Source organism: Zunongwangia sp. HRR-M8, assembly GCF_027594405.1.
Classification (GTDB): domain Bacteria; phylum Bacteroidota; class Bacteroidia; order Flavobacteriales; family Flavobacteriaceae; genus Zunongwangia.
On record NZ_CP115161.1, the window covers coordinates 248,768 to 268,520 of the forward strand.

Genomic DNA, 19,753 nt, shown 5'->3' on the forward strand with positions numbered 1-19,753 from the left:
AAAGCCGCTCAATGAGCGGCTTTTTTATGGATATTAGGTCTTAGAATACTCCTATAAAATGACTTCCTTCAACATTTACTAGTTCAGCACCCTTAGTTACTTCTCCAGTTTCAGTATCTACAACATAGATATTACCGTTTTGTCCTACAGGAGCTTCTGTAAGGTATATTTCAGTTCCATCAACAACAAATCCCTGATATTGGAATAAATAGAAGTCTGGATCGTAAGGAATATCAGTAATTTTTTCTGCTGTTCCTGTATTTAAATCTGCAAGAGCGAAAAATCCTTGTTGACCGGCAACGCCCTCAACTGAACCTGCATGGCGGTATGCTACTATTGCTTTTCCATTAGCAGCTGGTCTCCATGCAAGAATGTAAGCTTCATTTATCCCTAATGCTTCGTCTAAGTTGAATACATAAGAGTCATCATATTTGTTATCAGCACCAATCTTTAAAATATGAGAACCGTCAGGATCTCCTTGGTTAGCCTGATATATGCTTCCTTGGTATTCAAATGCATTAATACTACGATATCCGTTGGTACTTCCATGCCCTACCTCAGATGTAATCATTGTTGGGTTTTCTAAAGAAGGGTAATCTAAAACGATAGTTTTTGAACCTAAAGCTTCGAAATCATTCTCTCTTTCCAGGGTTTCAGGATTTAACTTTCGCATGTTAACACCAATATATAGTTTGTTGCCGGCAGCATTTAAAACAGGCATATCAACTCTACCAATGTAATAACCTTGAGCTTCTAATTCTTCGCTTAATGGTAAATCATGTTCTTTAAATATTTTAACCTCTGACTGTTCTAAATCTATGGTTACAATAGAAAGCTTTGAATTGGTACGAACATAAACATCATCGGTTACATCATCTTCAGTATCATTATCATCCACAATATTTTCTGTAGCGATATATACTGCAGCTCCTGTTTTTTCATCAGATAATTTGGTCCATCTTGGAGCAGTACCAACGTAAGGAGCAATACTAATCTCAGAGCCGGCCGGATCAAAGTTCTGACCTCCCTCTACATTATATCTTGTATAATTTCCGCCAGTTTCTCCAGCATAGCTAATATTGAAAATGGTGTTACCGTCCTCAGAAGATTGTAATCTAGCTGTCCTATTTGATGGAACTATAAATCCATTATCAAAAGGTTCTATAGAAACACTAGGGTCTTTTGCATTCTCGCTATTTACAGAATAAATTAAAGTACCTCCGTTACCATCACCGGGATTTTCTCCCATTCTGGCAGCTGCTACAGTAATCCATCTTGAATCTCCTTCGGGAGTTGGCTCCGGAGTTAATTCTGTCGAATCATCATCGCTACAAGATACCGTTAATCCTAGTGTTACCACTAAGAAAAATAAGTTTCTTTTTCTCAAAAAGTTAAGTTTCATAATCATTAGATATTAGAATTTATTTATATAATAATTTAGTTTTAGATAAAACGCGCGACCCGGTTTCTGTACAGATAAATTGTCATAAACAGCTTCGTTAAGAATATTTTTAATATCAAAACTTACTATAAAGTTATTACCGGGAAAACTGTAGGTTAAGCCCAGGTCCTGAGCAAATTGAGTAGGGACCATAAAGTCTTCTTTGCCTAGATTGTTTCTTCCTTGAGGGACTCTGTATGAAAATTCATCTGTGAAATATGCGTTGTAAAATAAGTTGAGATTACTATTTTTTTGTATCACATTTTTAATGTTGTAGCGTAAGGCTGTGTTCATAGTAAATAGCGGGATGTTAGGAACATCTACCGTTTGTCCCCGTCTATTTTTTGTTTTAAACCTTAAATGAGTTAAATTGAAATCAAACCTTAGATTATTATTGTAACTGTAATTAATTTCGACTTCTATACCCTGAGAATTGCTTTTTTCATTGAAATTTAAATATTGAACTACCTCATTTTTATCATCGGTATCGCTATTTACCGGAAAGCCAATTAAATCCTTAATATTTCTTGAAAAAAAATTTGTAGCTATACTTAATTTATTCTTCTTTAACCGGAAGGAGCCAAATCGAAATCCAATATTGTAATTATTACTTATTTCTGGTTCTATACTGAGATTGGAAATAACGTTGTCGCCTTCGTTACCAAATACTTCTGTTTCGTTAGGTAAGCGAATTGCTTTTTCCGCAGATGTCAATAAATTTACCTTAGGAAATAACTCGTAAGAAATTGCAGCTCCAAATCCGTTATATGTTTTATCATTTTCGTAAATAACATCTGCAACTGTATTGGTTCCATCCGTATTCTTCTGAATTTCTGGATGAGTATTAGCTATCTTTTGGTGATAATACTTGTTAAATATATTTAATTTCAATTTTTGATCTAAAGCTTTTAATTCGTAGCTAAAAGAATAAATGTTCTTATAAAGATCATTTGTTTGCCTAAAGGTATTTTCTAAAAGTGGTTTTAATTCGTCCTCATCTTCCCTATCGATCCCACTAAAAACATGATTAAATAAAAGTTTATGATTTGTGTTAATCGCATAAGATAATCCAGTTCTAATAGAGGCTACGTTGCTGTTAATTTTATATAATGTGGGGCCTCCATCTTGTTTCTCTTGCTGTGATTTCCAAGGATAGATATGATCAATAATTTCACCTTCGTTATTCTTCCGCCGTAATCTATCGCCACTCCAGGTATAGGCATGTGCAACGGTATCATTTACTGTTCTGTTTCTTTTACCCATTAGACCGTTTATACTTACGTCAAGTCCAGAGAAGAATAAATTTTCTTTTTGGTATGTTAAAGTAGCAAGTTGAGCTTCAGATTCCTTAAATCTCCCGTTGTATGGGTGAACAGTAATAAATGCTCCGTGCTGGATTTCTTTGTAATCTTTGGAGCCGGTAAAACCTATTAAAAACTGATCGGCCCATTTAACATTTGTGAATCCAATCTGGGCAATTCCGCCTGTAGATTCATAGGCATCATTAAAGCGTCGTGCAGTTATCGGAGTTTGTTTGCCATTTATTCCGATATCCTTTACCTGTCTCCCCCAAATTTTATAGTCATTATCAGAATAATTATGAAAAGCCGATGCTTTAACGGTTAAACCTGTTTTATCGAAGCGGTAAAGACCATTTAAGTTAGACTGAAAAGTATTAAATGAACCGTAGGATACAGAAGCATTAAGATTAGAGCTGGCTCCTTTGTGTAATATTACATTAATAGCACCACCCATGGCATCATTAGCCAGGTGGCCTGGAACAACACCTTTGTAAACTTCTATTCTTTTTATCATAGAAGGGGGGATGCTATTTAAGTTGAAAGAAGAACCGTACATAGAGATAGGTATTCCATCTATGAAAATTCGAACAGAATTTCCTGAAAGTCCGTTTAAAGTATATTCAACACGAGAACCTAATCCGCCATTCTGTCTAAGTTTTACACCAACTGTTTGATTAAGTAATTCGTTAGTTTGGATATTTCGTAAGCTGGCTTCTTTAGTTTCTATAACATTAACCGCAAATCCTTTATTCTCAATTTTGGATTTAACGGTCTCTCCTCTAAGCGCTACCTCTCCCAATTCATAATCTTTGGCATTTTTGAGTTTAATGTTATGTTTTAGATTGGAACGTTGAATCATTATTTGATCAAAATCAATAAAATCTCCGGTAGTAATTTCCAGAACATAAGTCCCTGTTTTAAGACCTTCAATTTTGTAAAATCCTGAAGCATCAGATGTAGTTGATTTTGAAAAAGCGCCACGACTAAGTAGAATTTCGGTATCAGCGATTGGGTTACCGTCTGAATCCTGGACAACACCACTTACGTGATATTGCGCAAGAGCAGTAATTGGTAAAAGAAGAATTAGGAGGAGTAATTTTAGTTTCATCAGCAAAAATAATTGCCGACAAATTTATACTTATTTAGATTAAGTACAAATAAAAACAAGTTTTTTTATCAATCTAAAATTTTAAGGTTTTTCTCTTGTTAGAGTAACCTTGGGAAAAGAAATAAATGCGCTGTCGTTCTTTCAAGAACAATAATTTTTCTTGGGTTTATTTAAGAGAATTTCAGAGATAGTGGAGAGATTTATAGGAATAAAAAAAGCCGCTCATCGAGCGGCTTTGGCATTTGAATACTATATATAATCTAATCTATATGCACTATCCAATAACACGAACTTCGTCTGCGTTCAGACCTTTTCGTCCTTCTTTCTCAACGTACTCCACTTTATCTCCTTCATTTAGAGTTTCACCGTCGATCCCTGTTACGTGAACGAAGATGTCTCTTCCTGTGTCGTCGTTGGTAATGAATCCATAACCTTTGGACTCATTGAAAAATTTAACTGTACCTTCCATTGTAATAAAATAATAATTAGTAAAGTACAAACATAATATATTAAAATTGAGATTGGTTTAATAAAATGCAAAGATTCTAAAAAAAATCACTAAAATATTTGTTTTAATCAATACCTTTTTCTCGCATTTTTTTCATGTTTTTAGGGCTAAGTGTATAGTCTTCTAACTTCTTTCCTCGCCATCTCACCACTAAAAATATCGGCATAAGTACAAACGATGCTGCTAATACGGCAATTCCTATTATTCTATCGCCGGTTACAATGTCATCTTCAGCTATTCGGAAATAAAAGCCAATTCCAATAGCAATTAAGATGGCTATGCCTAATATTCTCATCACGATTTTCATAATTTATTTTCTTTTTATTACACGGTGACTTCAATCAACTTTTGGCGATATGCCGTAAGCATTTTAGATTTAGAAATAAAGCCAACATATTTATTTTCTTTAACTACAGGTAAATTCCATGCGGCACTATTCTGAAATTTTTTCATAATAGTTTTCATGCTATCATTTTGCAGATCTATGGTATCTGGTGCTCTTTGCATAATATCATTTACCGTAATTTCATCATACAAATGCTGTTTAAACATTATAGGTCTTATGTCGTCCAAAAGTATTATTCCCATAAAATTCTCTTCTTGATCTAAGACAGGAAAGATATTTCGGGGAGATTTAATTACACCTTCATGGATAACATCACCCAACGTCATAGTCACATTTAACGGAACAAAATCTCTTTCGATAATCTGATTAATATCTAACAAAGTTAATACCGTTTGATCTTTATCATGAGTTAAAAGTTCGCCGCGTTGTGCTAATTCCATTGTATAAACCGAATGAGGTTGAACGGTATTAGTGATCATATAAGAGATCAATGCGGTAATCATTAAAGGAACAAAAAGCTCGTAACCTCCTGTCAATTCAGCAATAAGGAAAATAGCTGTTAGGGGTGCATGCAGCACACCTGCCATTAATCCTGCCATTCCAACCATCGTAAAACTACTGGTAGAAATTGGTTTGTCGATGATTCCTAGATGATTTACAACTAAGGCAAAACAATGTCCCAGGGCGCTTCCCATAAAAAGAACAGGTGCGAAAATACCACCAACACCACCAGCCGCAAAAGTAAGTGATGTTGCAAATATTTTAAAAATTACCAGGCCGGCCAATAACAAAATAACAACCCAGATATTATCCAGAAAATCATTTAAAAAGTTGGTGCCTAATGCCTGAATGTAATTTTCTGCTAGTAAATTATTGATCACCCCGTAACCTTCGCCATAGAGTGGGGGTATAAAATAGATAATAATCCCTAAACCCGCTCCTGCTAATAAAAGACGGGTAAATTTATTCTCAATTTTGCCAAAAAGAGAATGAATTCTGAAGTAAATAATTGTAAAATACATTGATCCTAGCGCACAAATACAACCCAAGATCATATAAAAAGGAACTTCTGAAATATGGAAATTGTCATGAAGCTCAAAAGGTAATATGGTGTCTGATCCAAAAAAGAAGTACGAGGTAAGAATTGCCGAAACAGAGGCTGTTAAAAGCGGTAGCATACTTACTAAGGTAAGATCCAAACTAAAAACTTCAATAGCAAAAATAATTGCAGCAATTGGGGCTTTAAATATTGATGACATCGCACCAGCAGCAGCACATCCCACTAATAATGTTCTCGCACTCTGGTTCATTCTGAATAAGCGCGAAATATTAGATCCAAGTGAGGCGCCCGTAGCAACTGTTGGTCCTTCTAAACCTACAGATCCACCAAAGCCTACGGTAAGCGGAGCGGTAAGTATAGATCCGTACATTTGGAAAGAGCGCATTAAACCCTTTCTTTTTGAGATAGCATATAGTGTTGATGGTATACCATGACCTACCGGCTTCCTCAGAATTTTTTTAATGATAAAGACCGTTAAGGCCAATCCTATAATCGGAAATATAAAATAGAAGGCGTGATGATAATTAGCAATAAAATTACCTTCGAGTAAATTTTGAATAAAATGAGTAAGGTTTTTGATAAGAACAGCACCCAAACCTGCCGCAAAACCAATTATAGCACTAAGGATTAAAATAAACTGCTGTTGGGAAAGATGTTTGGTCTTCCACAGCAAAAACTTCTGTAATCCCGGCACTGATTTTAAAAACATCGCGTAAACCTCAATTTTAATTTAAGACTAAAAAATCCTGCTTTAAAGCAGGATTTTTTTTATTCAATATTCAGTTTTAAGCTTAATTCTTTTAATTGCTCTTCATCCAATTTGGATGGTGCATCGATCATTACATCGCGCCCTGCATTGTTTTTAGGGAATGCAATAAAATCTCGAATAGTTTCTTGGCCACCAAGTATGGCGGTTAGTCTATCAAAACCAAAAGCGATTCCGCCGTGCGGTGGTGCTCCGTATTCAAAGGCATTCATAAGGAAGCCAAATTGTTCTTTAGCTTCTTCCTTTGTAAATCCTAAATGTGTAAACATTTTAGATTGTGTTTCTTTATCATGGATTCTTATAGATCCACCACCAATTTCATTACCATTTAATACTAAATCGTAAGCATTAGCTCTTACTTTTCCTGGATCTGTTTCCAATAAAGGAATGTCCTCAATTTTTGGTGAGGTAAACGGGTGGTGCATTGCGTGGTAACGCTCCGTTTCTTCATCCCATTCTAATAATGGAAAATCTATAACCCAAAGTGGTGCAAAATCATCAGCTTTTCTTAAACCTAAACGCTCTGCCATTTCCATACGTAAAGTACTCAATTGGGCTCTTACTTTATTAGTTGCTCCGGAAAGAACACAAATTAAATCACCTGGTTTTGCATTGGTCTTTTCTGCCCATTTTGCTAAATCTTCTTCATCGTAAAATTTATCTACTGAAGATTTAAAGCTACCGTCTTCGTTATATTTTGCGTAAACCATTCCTAAAGCACCAACCTGCGGACGTTTTACCCAATCTATTAATTTATCTATTTCTTTACGGCTATAATTAGCGCCTCCCGGTACTGCGATGCCAACTACTAGTTCAGCATCATTAAAGATTTTAAAATCTTTATGTTTGGTCACCTCATTTAGTTCCCCAAATTCCATTCCGAAGCGAATGTCTGGCTTATCGTTACCATACTTTTTCATGGCATCTTCATAAGTCATTCGTGGGAATTTATCTACTTCTACTCCATTTACTTCTTTTAATAAATGTTTAGTTAAACCTTCGAAAATCGATAAAATATCTTCTTGCTCGACGAAAGCCATTTCACAATCAATCTGAGTAAACTCTGGTTGTCTGTCGGCTCTTAAATCTTCATCCCTAAAACATTTTACAATCTGGAAGTACTTATCCATGCCACCAACCATTAGCAACTGCTTAAAGGTTTGTGGAGATTGTGGTAAGGCGTAAAATTGTCCTTCGTTCATTCTACTAGGTACCACGAAATCTCTTGCCCCTTCTGGTGTAGATTTAATAAGGTAAGGCGTTTCTACCTCGATAAAGCCCTGGTTAGATAAATAATTTCTCACTTGCATTCCTACTTTGTGACGAAATACTAATTTATCTTTTACAGGATTTCTACGAATGTCTAAGTAGCGATACCTCATTCGTAAATCTTCGCCTCCGTCTGTTTTATTATCTATAGTGAATGGAGGAGTTAATGACGTGTTTAAAATGCTTAACTCATTAACTAAAACTTCAATCTCCCCGGTAGGAATATTAGGATTCTTAGACTCTCGTTCTATCACTTCACCTTTTACCTGAATTACAAACTCACGGCCCAAGGTTGCAGCTTTTTGCATTAATTCTTCAGAAGACCTTTCTTCATCAAAGATAAGCTGAGTAATTCCGTAGCGATCACGAAGATCTACCCAGATCATAAAGCCCTTATTTCTTATTTTTTGCACCCATCCTGAAAGCGTGATCTGATTCCCGATTGCAGAGGAATTAAGCTCACCGCAAGTATGACTTCTGTACATAGTTGATTTCATAAATTTTTAGTGGGGCAAAAGTAATAAGTAAAAGTGGTTTGAGTAAATAAACTATCTAAAATTAATCACGATGTTATGCTAATGTTATGAGTTTAGTTTTCTTAAGTGGTTGTTTTATAGCTTATTAAAGTTTTAATGTTAAGTTAATGTTACGTAATTATTGTTTTAATGTAAACTTTGTTCTATATTTGTAAAGCTAAGATTAATACCTAAAGATATGAAGATGATAAAAAATACAATGATTGCTGCCCTGATGATGATTGGTGGAGCAGCGATTGCGCAGAGTGGAATTAAAAAGCCTGTTTTTGAAAAACAGGGAGATTTAATTAAAGGAACTTATTATTATGAAGACGGAAATATTAGGCAGGAAGGTACGTACAAGAATGGAGAGCTCCACGGGAAATGGATTTCTTACGACCAGAACGGTGAAAAGACAGCCTCAGCAAAGTATGACAGCGGTGAAAAAGTTGGTACATGGCTTTTTTGGGAAGGTGATAAGATTAAGCAGGTAGAATATAAATCTAACCGAATAGTATCGGTTGATGATATATCTTCTGAATCTAAATTAGCGATTAACGAAGATTAAATTTAATCTTAATGTAATAAAAAGCCCCGACATTGTCGGGGCTTTTTTATTTAGCTATTTGCTAGCTTTCTCTGTTTTCTTTCATTTCTCTTATCTTTAGTTTTAACCTTAGCACGATTAACCAGATAAAACATCACTGGTACTACAATTAGCGTTAAGAATGTTGCGAACACTAGTCCGAATATAACTGTCCATGCTAATGGTCCCCAAAAGATCACGTTATCTCCACCAATGTAGATTCCCGGCGCATAGTCAATCATCAATCCAAAGAAGTCTATATTAAAACCGATAGCTAACGGAATTAAACCAAGTACAGTGGTGATTGCAGTTAAAAGCACTGGTCTTAATCTTGATCGACCACCTCTAACAATAACTTCAAAATATTGCGCTCTGGTAAGCAAATCACTATCTTCAAGTCCTAATTCGTTTTTCTTTCTATCAATTAAAATCTGAGTATAATCAATTAGTACAATAGCATTATTCACTACAATACCCGCAAGGGAAATAATTCCCATCATGGTCATAATAATTACAAAGTCCATTTGGAAAATGATTAATCCGAAGAAAACTCCAACTAAACTTAGGATTACGGCACTTACGATAATTATTGGTTTGGATAAAGAGTTAAACTGAGCTACGAGAATTAATAAAATTCCGCCAATAGCGATAAGAAGTGCTTTCAAAAGGAAGGCCATATTATCGTCCTGTTCTTCTTGTTCACCTGTAAACGCAAAATTCATTTCTTCAGGTAATTCATAATTCTGAAGTTCAGTTTTTAACTGTCCTACAATTTCATTGGCATTGTAATCTCCAAGAACATTCGAGTAAACGGTAATTACTCTTTTTAAATCTTTTCTCTTTATGGCACTAAAAGAAGAAGTGGCATCGGTTTCAACTAAAGATGAAATTGGCACCTGCACGGTTTCCCCGTTGTTTTGATTTTTGAATGTTATGGGTTGATTGAACAATGCATTCTCATCGTATCTAAACTCATCTCCAAAACGAACATTTACTTCGTAATCATCATCACCTTCTTTATAAGTCGAAATCTCTTCACCATAAATTGCACGACGCAAGGTTTGTCCTACAGCTACAGTTGAAACTCCAAGTTGTCCTGCTTTTCTTCGATCGACCTTAACCTGTAATTCAGCTTTAGATTTATTTACATCAATTTTAAGTTCTTCAATTCCTTCAATACTTAAATTTTGTATGTAAGAACGCATATTCTCGGCTTCAGCAAGCATTTCTTCATAATCTTCGCCACGAAGCTCTATATTAATTGGGTAGCCCGCAGGAGGTCCGGCAGCATCTTTTTCGACAATAATAGAAGCGCCCGGGAAGCCCTGAACGGCTTGGCGAATTTCTTCCATTACATCACTACTTTTTACACCTCGACGCTCATTAAATTCGCGCATCGATAAAGTTATTTTTCCTTTATGAGGCATTTCGTTTTGTTGGCCTCCATCGGTTTGCGGATTTCCAGCACCTTCACCCACCTGCGAAACCGCAGATTCTACCATATAATTATAACCATCATCATTGTACTTCTCGATGGCATCGTAGATTCGTTGTTCAACTTGTTTGGTTAGCTCGTTTGTTTTTTCAATATCGGTTCCCTCTGGATATTCGATATAGGTGATAATTTGCTTTGGCTCATTTTCCGGGAAAAATAATACGTTGGGTTGTACTGCTCCAATCAAAATAAACGAGGCGATAAGCATAATTACAGTTCCGAAGAAAAATGCATAAGCTCTCTTTCCTTTTAAAGCATATTTAAGTGTAGCCTCGTAAGAATTCTCTAATTTCTTTAAGGCTGTAAATTGAAAATAGGCAATAGCTCTGGTAAGTAGATATTTGTAAACCCACAGTAAAATTACAAGTAGCAGTAGGATATTTCCTATTCCTCTGAAAGCTCCTGCATCTAATAAAAACCCGCCTAATAAGAAAAGAATTCCTAAAGCTCCAAAGATTACCGATAATCGAATTAGTTTCTTTTTAGTCATTTCTTCTTCTTCAGTTTTCATAAACTGAGAAGTTAACATCGAGTTTATAATAAGGGCAACAAATAAAGAGGATCCTAATACTATAGATAATGTTATAGGAAAGATCATCATAAATTTACCAATAGTACCCGGCCATAAACCTAGAGGGAAAAATGCGGCAAGAGTAGTTGCGGTAGATGCAATAATAGGCCACGCAATTTCACCAAGTCCTTGTTTTGCTGCTTTGGTGCGCGACATACCTTCATCCATCAATGTATACACATTTTCGACAACTACGATACCATTATCTACTAACATACCCAGTCCCATTACCAAAGCAAAAAGAACCATGGTATTTAATGTATATCCTAAACTAGATAATACGATGTAAGATAAGAACATAGAAAGCGGTATCGCTAAACCTACAAATAGGGCATTTCTAAATCCTAAGAAAAACATGAGTACTAAAACCACCAATATTACCCCAAAGATGATATTGTTTACCAAATCGTCTACCTGAGTTTGTGTTTTTGTAGACTGGTCGTTAGAGTAAGAAATGTGAAGGTTTTCTGGTAAGTAATCTTCTTGTTCTTTACTAATGATTTCTTTAATGCTTTCTACCGCCTCAATCATGTTTTTTCCTCCACGTTTTTTGATGTCTAGCATCACAACAGGAGTGCCTTTTTCTCTGGCGTACGTAGTTGCGTCTTTTTCTTTGAAATTAATATCTGCGATATCTTTTAGAAAGATATTTCCGCCTTCACGTTTCACGATTACATTTTCAAGTTCTGCTGGATCCTGAATTTCACCAACTACTCTAATGTTTTTCTGAATACCGCTGGTAATTACATTTCCTGCAGAAATTGTTTTATTTTCAAGGCTAACAGCATTGATGATATCATCAAAACTTACTTGCGAAGCAGACATTTTATAAATATCTACGGCAATTTCAACCTCCATTTCATCAGCACCACGAATGCTTGCCTCTTTAATTTGAGGAAGCAATTCTATTTTATCCTGAAGGTATTCAGCGTAAGTTTTTAATTGCTGAACTGGATAATCTCCCGTTAGGTTAATGTTTAATATGGGTTGCTCTTCAGAAAGGTTAAGATCAAAAACATTTGGCTCTACCTTGGCGCCGTTATCTAAGGTTGGCCAGGTAGTTTCAGCTTTCACCAAATCAACTTTATCTTTAACTTTAGTTTTCGCAACATCTACACTAATATCTTCTTCAAATTCAACTATTACAATCGAGTAATCCTGAAGGGTAGTAGAGGTGATTTCTTTTATTCCTGCAACATCATTAAACTCTTCTTCTAGCGGCTCGGTTATAAACTTTTCTACATCTTCGGCAGAGTTCCCCGGGTTAACTGAGCTTACATAAATTTTAGTTTCTATAATTTCGGGAAAAGCTTCACGAGGCATTCCGTAATAAGAAAGCAAACCACCTAGCATGATGATCGCAATAATAACGTAAACCGTCATTTTGTTATCGATCGCCCAGGAGGAGAGCTTAAATTCTTTATCTAAATTGTTCATTTTTTAGTTTTTGCTAATTTTTACTTCCTGTCCGTCTCTTAAACTCTTGCTGCCTTCTACAATTAAAGTTGCACCTGCTTCTAGGCCTTCTGTAACTTCAATCATGTTGTTGTAGACATAACCTGTTTTAATGATGTTCTTCTTTGCAACACCGGTGCTGTCTGTTTTGCTTTCAAGCGTATAAACAACGCTTTCTCCTAAAGAATTTTTCTGAACAGTATTCTCTGGGATAGTAATGGCGTCTTCAGCGGTATAATCATTAAGCAAAATTGTAGCAATTTGGTTCGGTTTAATTAATCGATCAGGATTAGGAATGGCAATTTTAACTCGGAATGTTCTGTTGTTTGGATTTATGTTATTTCCAACTTCAGTAACTTTTCCTTCATAATTTTGGTTTACAGAGCTAATCATTACTTTTACTGAAGTTCCTTTCTGAATTTTAGATAAATAATTTTCTGGAACTGCTGCCTCGACATACATATTGTTGAGGTTAATGATTCTTAGAAGCTGGCTTTGCCCTGGGCTTACAACTTCGCCCTGATTGCTAATGATCTCGTCTACTACACCACTAAATGGAGCTATTACAGAAGTTTTTGCCAGCTGAGATTTTAGTTGTTCTGCGGCTTTTTGAGATGCTTCATAATTTGTTTTTGCTTCTAAATACTGAATTTCAGACCCGATATTTTGATCCCAAAGTCTTTTTTGGCGTTCGTAAGTTGTCTTTGCAAGGGTAGCCTGAGCTTCAGATTGAGCAACCTGGCTGGATAATCCACCATCGTCGATTTTAGCTAAAACCTGTCCTTTATTTACTTTATCACCCTCCTCTACATAGATTCTATCTAAAATTCCAGAGTATTCTGGGTAGATAATGATATTCTCATCTGTAGCCACATCACCTTGTACCTCGGCATAATGCGCAAAAGTACTATCTACTATTTTTTGCGTCGTAACCAGATTAAGGCTTTTGTTTTTATCGAGTTTGTTAATTTCTTCATCTAATTTATTAATATCTGAAGTTATTGCGCTTTGTTCTTTACTAAGCTCAGATTTACGAGCTCTAATTTCAGAGAGATTCCCTTCTTCAATTAGTTGATCCACAGATTTTTTATTTTCGTTTCCGCAAGCGGCTAGTAAAAGAGAAACACTAAAAATTGCTGCTAATTTTTTCATATGGCGGGGATAATTATTCTTGATCTTCATATTTAGTTGTATCTAATAAATTTTCTAACTCAACCTTAGTTGTAATTACGTTAAGCATAGATTGTAAGTAATCCTGTTGTGCGGTGTAAAGTTGTCTTTGTGCTTCGTTTAACTCGAAACTACTGGCAACTCCTTCTTCAAATTTAATTTTGTTCTTATTTTCTATACGTTCAGCTAAGGCAAGATTCTTCTTTTGCACCTGGTAATTATCTAAACTGTATTCGTATTCTGTTTTAGCAGAATTTATTTGCTGCTTCACCTCGTTTTCAGTGTATTCTAAATCCATAAGAGCTTGCTCTAAAGCAATTTTTTGTTGCTGCGTTCGGGCAGATCGCATACCGCTGCTAAAAATGGGAATATTTAAACTTATTCCTAAAACAGACTGACTGAAATAATCCTGATTATCAGTTAAGAATGTAAATTTTTGGCTAAATCCCTGATATCCGTAGTTAACGTAGCCTGTTAACGAAGGAAGTGCTTTTGCTTGCTCCAGCTTCACTTCAATTTCTGCAGATTCTGCGGTGTTTTTTGCAATTCTGTAATCAATATTCTCTTCTACCGGGATCTCTTTTTCTAAAATGGCCAAGTCGAAATACTGCATGGCTAAAGCTTCTAACTCTTCGGTAAGTGTGATATCAGCTTCAACTGGAAGTCCCAAGGTGATATTGAGCATTTCGTAAGCAATTTGTTTCATTCGCTTACTTCTATTCAGGTTGTTTTTTAAAGTTAGCAGCGTGATTTCAAGTTGCTCTACATCTTCCTCTTCTGCCAGTCCATTTTCAAAAGTTGCTTTGGTTTCATCATAAGTACTTTGTACACTTTCTACATTCATTTTAAGAATTTCCACATTTTCTTCAGCTAAAAGAACGTTGCCGTAGGCATTTATAATTCCTTTTTTAACCTCTTGATCGGTTTTTGTTTTGGCATTCTCGGTAATCTGAAGCAATGTTTTTGCAGATTGGATTCCTACGATGTACGAGCCATCAAAGATTATCTGATTCCAGGTTGCTGTGGCATTCATACTTTGTTTAGTCCCAAAAACTACAGGTAAGAACGTCCCCGGTTCTCCTCCTGCAATCTCGGCAGGTAGTAAAGAAACAGGTTGTTTTAGATTATTTTGATAATCTGCACCAGCACTTATCTGTGGTAACCCCTGGGCAATAATTTCCCATTTTTGCTTTAGGGAAATTGCAATATCTTTTTGTGCATTAACGGCTTCTACATTGTGATCTAATCCATATCGAATGGCTTCCTCTAAGGAAAAAGAATAGGATTGTGGTGCATTATCAGTCTGGGCGAATAACCCCAAGCTGATAAATAAAAACATTGCAAATAAATTCTTAGTTAGTTTCTGTCTCATTATTATTTAATAGATCTTCTAATATTTGTAATCCTTTTTTGGTGGCAATTCCTCTTACGTGGTATTCTATAAAAAGTTGAAATATTTCGCTTTTGTTATACTGTTCTTGAGGGAAAATGGCAGTGTCTCTTACACTTTTGAGTCCGTAGTGATATATTTTGCATACAAAGTTTTTATCCACGTCTTCTCTAAAAAGTCCCTCATCTATTCCTCGGGTAACATTTTCTGTAATACTGCATTCTATAGTCTCACATTTAGTGTTTTCTACATTTTCGAAAATTTCAGGATAATATTTTTGTAATTGAAACTGAGGCGATGATTTCTCATCTTTTAAAAAAATACTAACCTGTTTTTTCACTTCAAAAAGTTCCTCTATAGCATTAATATCTTTTTTCTTTATTTCAGCTATTCTATCCTGAATTTTATATAAAATATTGAAGGCAACATCATGTACCAGTTTTGTCTTGGTGGAATAGTTGGCGTATATGGTTTTTTTAGAAATGCCAAGTTTAGCGGCAATATCGTCCATAGTGACGCTTTTAAAGCCGTATTCTAGAAACATCTCTGTCGCCATATTTAAAATGGATTCTTTCAATTTTAAAAATTTGTGACAAATGTAGTCTGCGGAAACTTTTAAAACAAATAAAGTTTCCAGAGTTTTTATAAATATTTAATTCTTCCTTTAAATTTGAAATTATTGCAATTATGGTATTTTAGCGCAAAATTTATTTTAATGCTGGCTATTACAGAGTATCGCGAGGTTTTTTTAGACTATTTAAATAATAAATTGAAAATTAAAGAACCTGCTAATCTTTATGAACCAATGGTTTATATCCTAGGTTTAGGAGGTAAAAGATTACGCCCGGTATTAGTATTAATGGCCACCGATATTTTTGAGAAAGATCACAAAGAAGCTTTAGATGCTGCATTGGCGATCGAGATTTTTCATAATTTTTCTTTAGTGCATGATGACATTATGGACGATGCTCCTTTAAGAAGAGGAAAGCAAACCGTCCACGAAAAGTGGGATATCAACACGGGGATACTTTCTGGAGATGCCATGTTGATTAATGCTTATCAACTTTTCGAAAATTATGAAGGCGATACTTTTAAAGAATTAGCAAAGCTTTTTACAAAAACCGCTATCGAAGTATGTGAAGGACAGCAATATGATATCGATTTTGAAACCAGAGACGACGTGAGTATCGATGATTACCTAAAAATGATCGAATACAAAACAGCCGTATTAGTTGGCGCTTCTTTACAAATGGGAGCTATCGTAGCTGGCGTTCATGAAGATTGTAAAAAAGCCATATATCAATTTGGAAGATTATTAGGTATTGCTTTCCAGCTTCAGGATGATTATTTAGACGCATTTGGTGATCCAAAAACTTTTGGTAAACAAGTGGGAGGCGATATTATAGAAAATAAGAAGACATTTTTGTTTCTGAAGTCTTTAGAAGCATCCACTAAAGATGAAGCAAAACAACTAGAATACTTATATTCTATAAATCCGGAAGATAATTCTGGTAAAATTGAAACTGTAAAAGCTATATTTAAAAGTAGTGGAGCAGCGGCATCTACTAAAAAAGAGATCGAAAAATTCACCAATTTGGCTTTCGATGTTCTAGATGGTATTGCTATTCCTGAAGAAAAGAAAACGCCTTTACGTGATTTCGGGAAAATGCTAATGAGTAGAACAGTTTAAACTGAAGCAGTAAATACTATTCAGCTCTTTTTTTCCTGAATTGTTTCTGTTTCATCTTTTTAAGCTGAAAGGTTATTTTTGTAGCCAGTTTGGCAGAAATTTCCTTAATTTTAATCCCTTTCTAATTTCTTTTTCATTTTAAATTATCATATTCGTAATAGAATTAGCGAAATACTGTTCAGGTTGATTAGTGGCATTGTTAAAATTCCTTTAATGAATAGAATAAAACTATTAAATGCTATAACCAGTTTTTTTTAAAAATTGTACTTTTGCTATGTTTTACACTTTATAGAAACATTAGTTTCCACTTATGGATAGATTTTCATTTCTTAATGCCGCACATACCGCATATTTTGCCGAATTATACGATCAATATTTACAATACCCAGATAGTGTAGAGCCCAGTTGGAGGGCATTCTTTCAGGGTTTTGATTTTGGAATGGAGCAAAACGGTGTCTCATCAGATGTTTTAGATGAGGCTCCGGTAACGTTTGAGGAAGGCCAAATGCCAGATCACGTTTTAAAAGAATTTCAGGTTATTCGACTAATCGACGGCTATCGTACACGCGGGCATTTATTTACAAAAACAAATCCCGTTAGGGAAAGAAGAAAATATGAGCCTACACTTGATATCGAAACTTTTGGGTTAAGTAAAGGTGATTTAGATACTACTTTTAACGCAGGTGATATTTTAGGTATTGGTCCTAAAAAATTGAAAGATATAATCAAGCATCTTGAAAATATTTACTGCGACTCCATTGGAGTGGAGTATATGTTTATTAGAAAACCTGAGGAAATCGATTGGATTCAGAAAAAACTGAATGTTAATGAAAACCATCCTCAGTTTGAAACAGGCAGGAAAAAGCAGATTTTAAGAAAGCTGAATGAAGCTGTCGCTTTTGAAGGTTTTCTACATAGAAAATATGTTGGTCAAAAGCGATTCTCTCTTGAAGGTGGAGAAACTTTGATTCCGGCTTTAGATGCATTAATCGAAGGCGCTGCAGAGAAAGGAGTCAAAGATTTTGTAATGGGAATGGCTCACCGAGGTCGATTAAATACCCTTACCAATATTTTTGGTAAATCGGCTAAAGATATTTTTAGCGAATTTGACGGTAAAGATTACGAACAGGATATATTCGACGGAGACGTAAAATATCATTTAGGTTGGACATCTTGCCGAAGTACAAGTAGCGGTAAAGAAATTAATATTAATATTGCTCCAAACCCTTCTCACTTAGAGACTGTTGGTCCTGTAGTAGAGGGTATAGCAAGGTCAAAAAGAGATCGCCGTTATAGCGGGGATCCTTCTAAAGTCTTGCCAATCCTAGTGCATGGTGATGCAGCTGTAGCTGCTCAAGGCGTTGTTTACGAGGTGGTGCAAATGGCAAAGCTGGAAGGTTACGAGAATGCCGGTACTATCCATATAGTTGTGAATAACCAGATAGGTTTTACAACCAATTATTTAGATGCTAGATCTTCTACTTATTGTACAGATGTAGCTAAAGTTACCTTGTCTCCGGTACTTCACGTAAATGCAGACGATGCTGAAGCTGTAGTACATGCTGTACTTTTTGCACTCGATTTTAGAATGCAGTTCAAACGAGATGTGTTCATAGATTTATTAGGATATAGAAAATATGGACATAACGAAGGGGACGAGCCAAGATTTACACAACCTAAACTTTATAAAGCAATAGCGAAGCATAAAAACGCAAGAGATATTTATGCTGAAAAACTTATAAAAGACGGTGTAATTGACGAATCTTATATAGAAAAGCTAGAGAACGATTACAAAACGAAGCTTGAAGAAGATTTAGAAGATTCACGAAAAGAAGATACCACCAGAATTACTCCATTTATGGAAGATGAGTGGGATGGCTATGAAAATGTACAGGAAGATCGGATGATTGAGGATATCGATACGACTGTAAAAATGGATGAACTGGATAGAGTGGCAAAGGCTATATCTAAGCTTCCTGAAGGTAAGAAATTCCTTAAAAAGGTTAATAAAATTATCAATTTAAGGGAGAAAATGTACTTTGAGGATAATAAGTTAGATTGGTCTATGGGAGAGCATCTGGCGTATGGAACCTTAATGGCTGAAGGATTTAATGTAAGAATTAGTGGTCAGGATAGCGAGCGTGGTACATTCTCGCATCGTCATGCTGTATTAAAAGTTGAAGATAGCGAAGAAGAAATTATTCTTCATAATAATATAGAAGGTAGAGAAGGAGACTTCTTTATTTATAATTCGCCTTTATCTGAATATGGTGTTGTAGGATTTGATTATGGATATGCCATGGCCAGTCCAAAGACGCTAACGATTTGGGAAGCTCAGTTTGGAGATTTTGTGAATGGAGCTCAGATCATGATCGATCAGTATATCTCTGCTGCAGAAGACAAATGGAAATTGCAAAACGGATTGGTAATGTTTCTTCCTCATGGTTATGAAGGCCAAGGAGCAGAACACTCTTCAGCAAGAATGGAACGTTTTCTTCAGCTATGTGCAAAGGATAATATGTTTGTTGCCGATGTTACAACTCCGGCGAATATGTTTCACTTGTTAAGACGACAAATGAAATTTGGTTTTAGAAAACCATTAATCATTTTCACTCCAAAGAGTTTGTTGAGACATTCCAGAGTAAATTCAACTAAAGAAGAGTTTGCTGAAGGATCCTTTAAAATGCTTATTGACGATCCAGAAGCTAAGGCAGACAAAGTGAAAACTTTAGTATTTTGTACCGGTAAATTTTATTACGATCTTTTAGAGTATAAAGAAGAAAACGAGCGTGATGATGTTGCTTTAGTAAGAATAGAGCAGTTATTTCCACTTCCGGTAGAGAAGATGAGAGAAGTCATGAGCAAATATAAAAACGCAGATGATGTTGTTTGGGCACAAGAAGAGCCAAAAAACATGGGAGCGTACGGTCATATGTTAATGCATATAGACGAAGCGAAAAAATTTAGATGTTGCAGCCGTAAATTTTACGGTTCTCCGGCAGCTGGTAGTGCAGTTCGCTTTAAGAAAAGACATCAACGCGTTATTGATTGTGTGTTTGATAAATCACTAACTGAAGATTAA

13 protein-coding genes are annotated in these 19,753 nt (G+C 35.4%); 3 read left to right on the forward strand and 10 right to left on the reverse strand.

Going from position 1 to position 19,753, the window contains the following annotated elements; all coding sequences use genetic code 11:
* Positions 1–40: 40 nt before the first annotated feature.
* From PBT89_RS01165 to aspS, 6 genes are all read right to left on the reverse strand, one after another.
* A complete protein-coding gene (locus PBT89_RS01165; protein ID WP_270063033.1) occupies positions 41–1,402 on the reverse strand; it encodes a hypothetical protein in 1,362 nt (453 codons plus the stop codon).
* A gap of 12 nt (positions 1,403–1,414) precedes the next feature.
* A complete protein-coding gene (locus tag PBT89_RS01170; RefSeq protein ID WP_270063034.1) occupies positions 1,415–3,850 on the reverse strand; it encodes a TonB-dependent receptor in 2,436 nt (811 codons plus the stop codon).
* A gap of 274 nt (positions 3,851–4,124) precedes the next feature.
* Positions 4,125–4,319: a cold-shock protein gene (locus PBT89_RS01175; RefSeq protein ID WP_270059541.1), complete on the reverse strand. Its 195-nt coding sequence runs from the start codon at positions 4,317–4,319 to the stop codon at positions 4,125–4,127.
* 103 nt (positions 4,320–4,422) lie between these two features.
* Entirely contained in the window at positions 4,423–4,665 is a 243-nt protein-coding gene (locus tag PBT89_RS01180) for a hypothetical protein (RefSeq protein WP_270063035.1), read from the reverse strand.
* A 17-nt stretch (positions 4,666–4,682) separates the two neighbouring features.
* Complete coding sequence (locus PBT89_RS01185) at positions 4,683–6,473, reverse strand: chloride channel protein (protein WP_270063036.1); 1,791 nt, start codon at positions 6,471–6,473, stop codon at positions 4,683–4,685.
* 59 nt (positions 6,474–6,532) lie between these two features.
* On the reverse strand, positions 6,533–8,284 hold the full coding sequence (gene aspS / locus PBT89_RS01190; RefSeq protein WP_270064288.1) for an aspartate--tRNA ligase: 1,752 nt from the start codon (positions 8,282–8,284) through the stop codon (positions 6,533–6,535).
* A gap of 235 nt (positions 8,285–8,519) precedes the next feature.
* Between aspS and PBT89_RS01195 the strand changes: the two genes are divergently transcribed.
* Positions 8,520–8,882, forward strand: coding sequence for a toxin-antitoxin system YwqK family antitoxin (locus PBT89_RS01195; protein WP_270063037.1), 363 nt, complete (start codon positions 8,520–8,522; stop codon positions 8,880–8,882).
* A 50-nt stretch (positions 8,883–8,932) separates the two neighbouring features.
* On the opposite strand, the gene PBT89_RS01200 is transcribed toward PBT89_RS01195, so the two are convergent.
* The 4 genes from PBT89_RS01200 to PBT89_RS01215 are packed head-to-tail and all read right to left on the reverse strand — an operon-like array spanning position 8,933 to position 15,558.
* The gene (locus PBT89_RS01200; RefSeq protein WP_270063038.1) at positions 8,933–12,403 is read right to left on the reverse strand and encodes an efflux RND transporter permease subunit; all 3,471 of its coding nucleotides are present in this window, start codon (positions 12,401–12,403) and stop codon (positions 8,933–8,935) included.
* A 3-nt stretch (positions 12,404–12,406) separates the two neighbouring features.
* The gene (locus PBT89_RS01205; protein ID WP_270063039.1) at positions 12,407–13,573 is read right to left on the reverse strand and encodes an efflux RND transporter periplasmic adaptor subunit; all 1,167 of its coding nucleotides are present in this window, start codon (positions 13,571–13,573) and stop codon (positions 12,407–12,409) included.
* Between the two features lie 13 nt (positions 13,574–13,586).
* Positions 13,587–14,963, reverse strand: coding sequence for a TolC family protein (locus tag PBT89_RS01210; RefSeq protein ID WP_270063040.1), 1,377 nt, complete (start codon positions 14,961–14,963; stop codon positions 13,587–13,589).
* On the reverse strand, positions 14,944–15,558 hold the full coding sequence (locus PBT89_RS01215; protein ID WP_270063041.1) for a TetR/AcrR family transcriptional regulator: 615 nt from the start codon (positions 15,556–15,558) through the stop codon (positions 14,944–14,946). Before PBT89_RS01215 ends, PBT89_RS01210 begins: the two co-directional genes overlap by 20 nt.
* A gap of 138 nt (positions 15,559–15,696) precedes the next feature.
* On the opposite strand from PBT89_RS01215, the gene PBT89_RS01220 reads away from it, so the two are divergent.
* Positions 15,697–16,671 (forward strand): polyprenyl synthetase family protein, encoded by a 975-nt coding sequence (locus PBT89_RS01220; protein WP_270063042.1) that lies wholly within the window; start codon positions 15,697–15,699, stop codon positions 16,669–16,671.
* Positions 16,672–16,981: 310 nt separating this feature from the next.
* Positions 16,982–19,753 carry a 2-oxoglutarate dehydrogenase E1 component gene (locus PBT89_RS01225; RefSeq protein WP_270063043.1) on the forward strand — a complete coding sequence of 924 codons (2,772 nt, stop codon included), beginning with the start codon at positions 16,982–16,984 and terminating at the stop codon, positions 19,751–19,753.

Excerpts from the sequence above, each read along its gene's own strand:
- PBT89_RS01165 (WP_270063033.1), bottom strand. The coding sequence starts at position 1,402 with ATGAAACTTAACTTTTTGAGAAAAAGAAACTTATTTTTCTTAGTGGTA.
- PBT89_RS01175 (WP_270059541.1), bottom strand. The coding sequence starts at position 4,319 with ATGGAAGGTACAGTTAAATTTTTCAATGAGTCCAAAGGTTATGGATTC.
- PBT89_RS01185 (WP_270063036.1), bottom strand. The coding sequence starts at position 6,473 with ATGTTTTTAAAATCAGTGCCGGGATTACAGAAGTTTTTGCTGTGGAAG.
- PBT89_RS01220 (WP_270063042.1), top strand. The coding sequence starts at position 15,697 with ATGCTGGCTATTACAGAGTATCGCGAGGTTTTTTTAGACTATTTAAAT.
- PBT89_RS01170 (WP_270063034.1), bottom strand. The coding sequence starts at position 3,850 with ATGAAACTAAAATTACTCCTCCTAATTCTTCTTTTACCAATTACTGCT.
- PBT89_RS01205 (WP_270063039.1), bottom strand. The coding sequence starts at position 13,573 with ATGAAAAAATTAGCAGCAATTTTTAGTGTTTCTCTTTTACTAGCCGCT.
- PBT89_RS01200 (WP_270063038.1), bottom strand. The coding sequence starts at position 12,403 with ATGAACAATTTAGATAAAGAATTTAAGCTCTCCTCCTGGGCGATCGAT.
- PBT89_RS01180 (WP_270063035.1), bottom strand. The coding sequence starts at position 4,665 with ATGAAAATCGTGATGAGAATATTAGGCATAGCCATCTTAATTGCTATT.
- aspS (WP_270064288.1), bottom strand. The coding sequence starts at position 8,284 with ATGTACAGAAGTCATACTTGCGGTGAGCTTAATTCCTCTGCAATCGGG.
- PBT89_RS01225 (WP_270063043.1), top strand. The coding sequence starts at position 16,982 with ATGGATAGATTTTCATTTCTTAATGCCGCACATACCGCATATTTTGCC.
- PBT89_RS01195 (WP_270063037.1), top strand. The coding sequence starts at position 8,520 with ATGATAAAAAATACAATGATTGCTGCCCTGATGATGATTGGTGGAGCA.
- PBT89_RS01210 (WP_270063040.1), bottom strand. The coding sequence starts at position 14,963 with ATGAGACAGAAACTAACTAAGAATTTATTTGCAATGTTTTTATTTATC.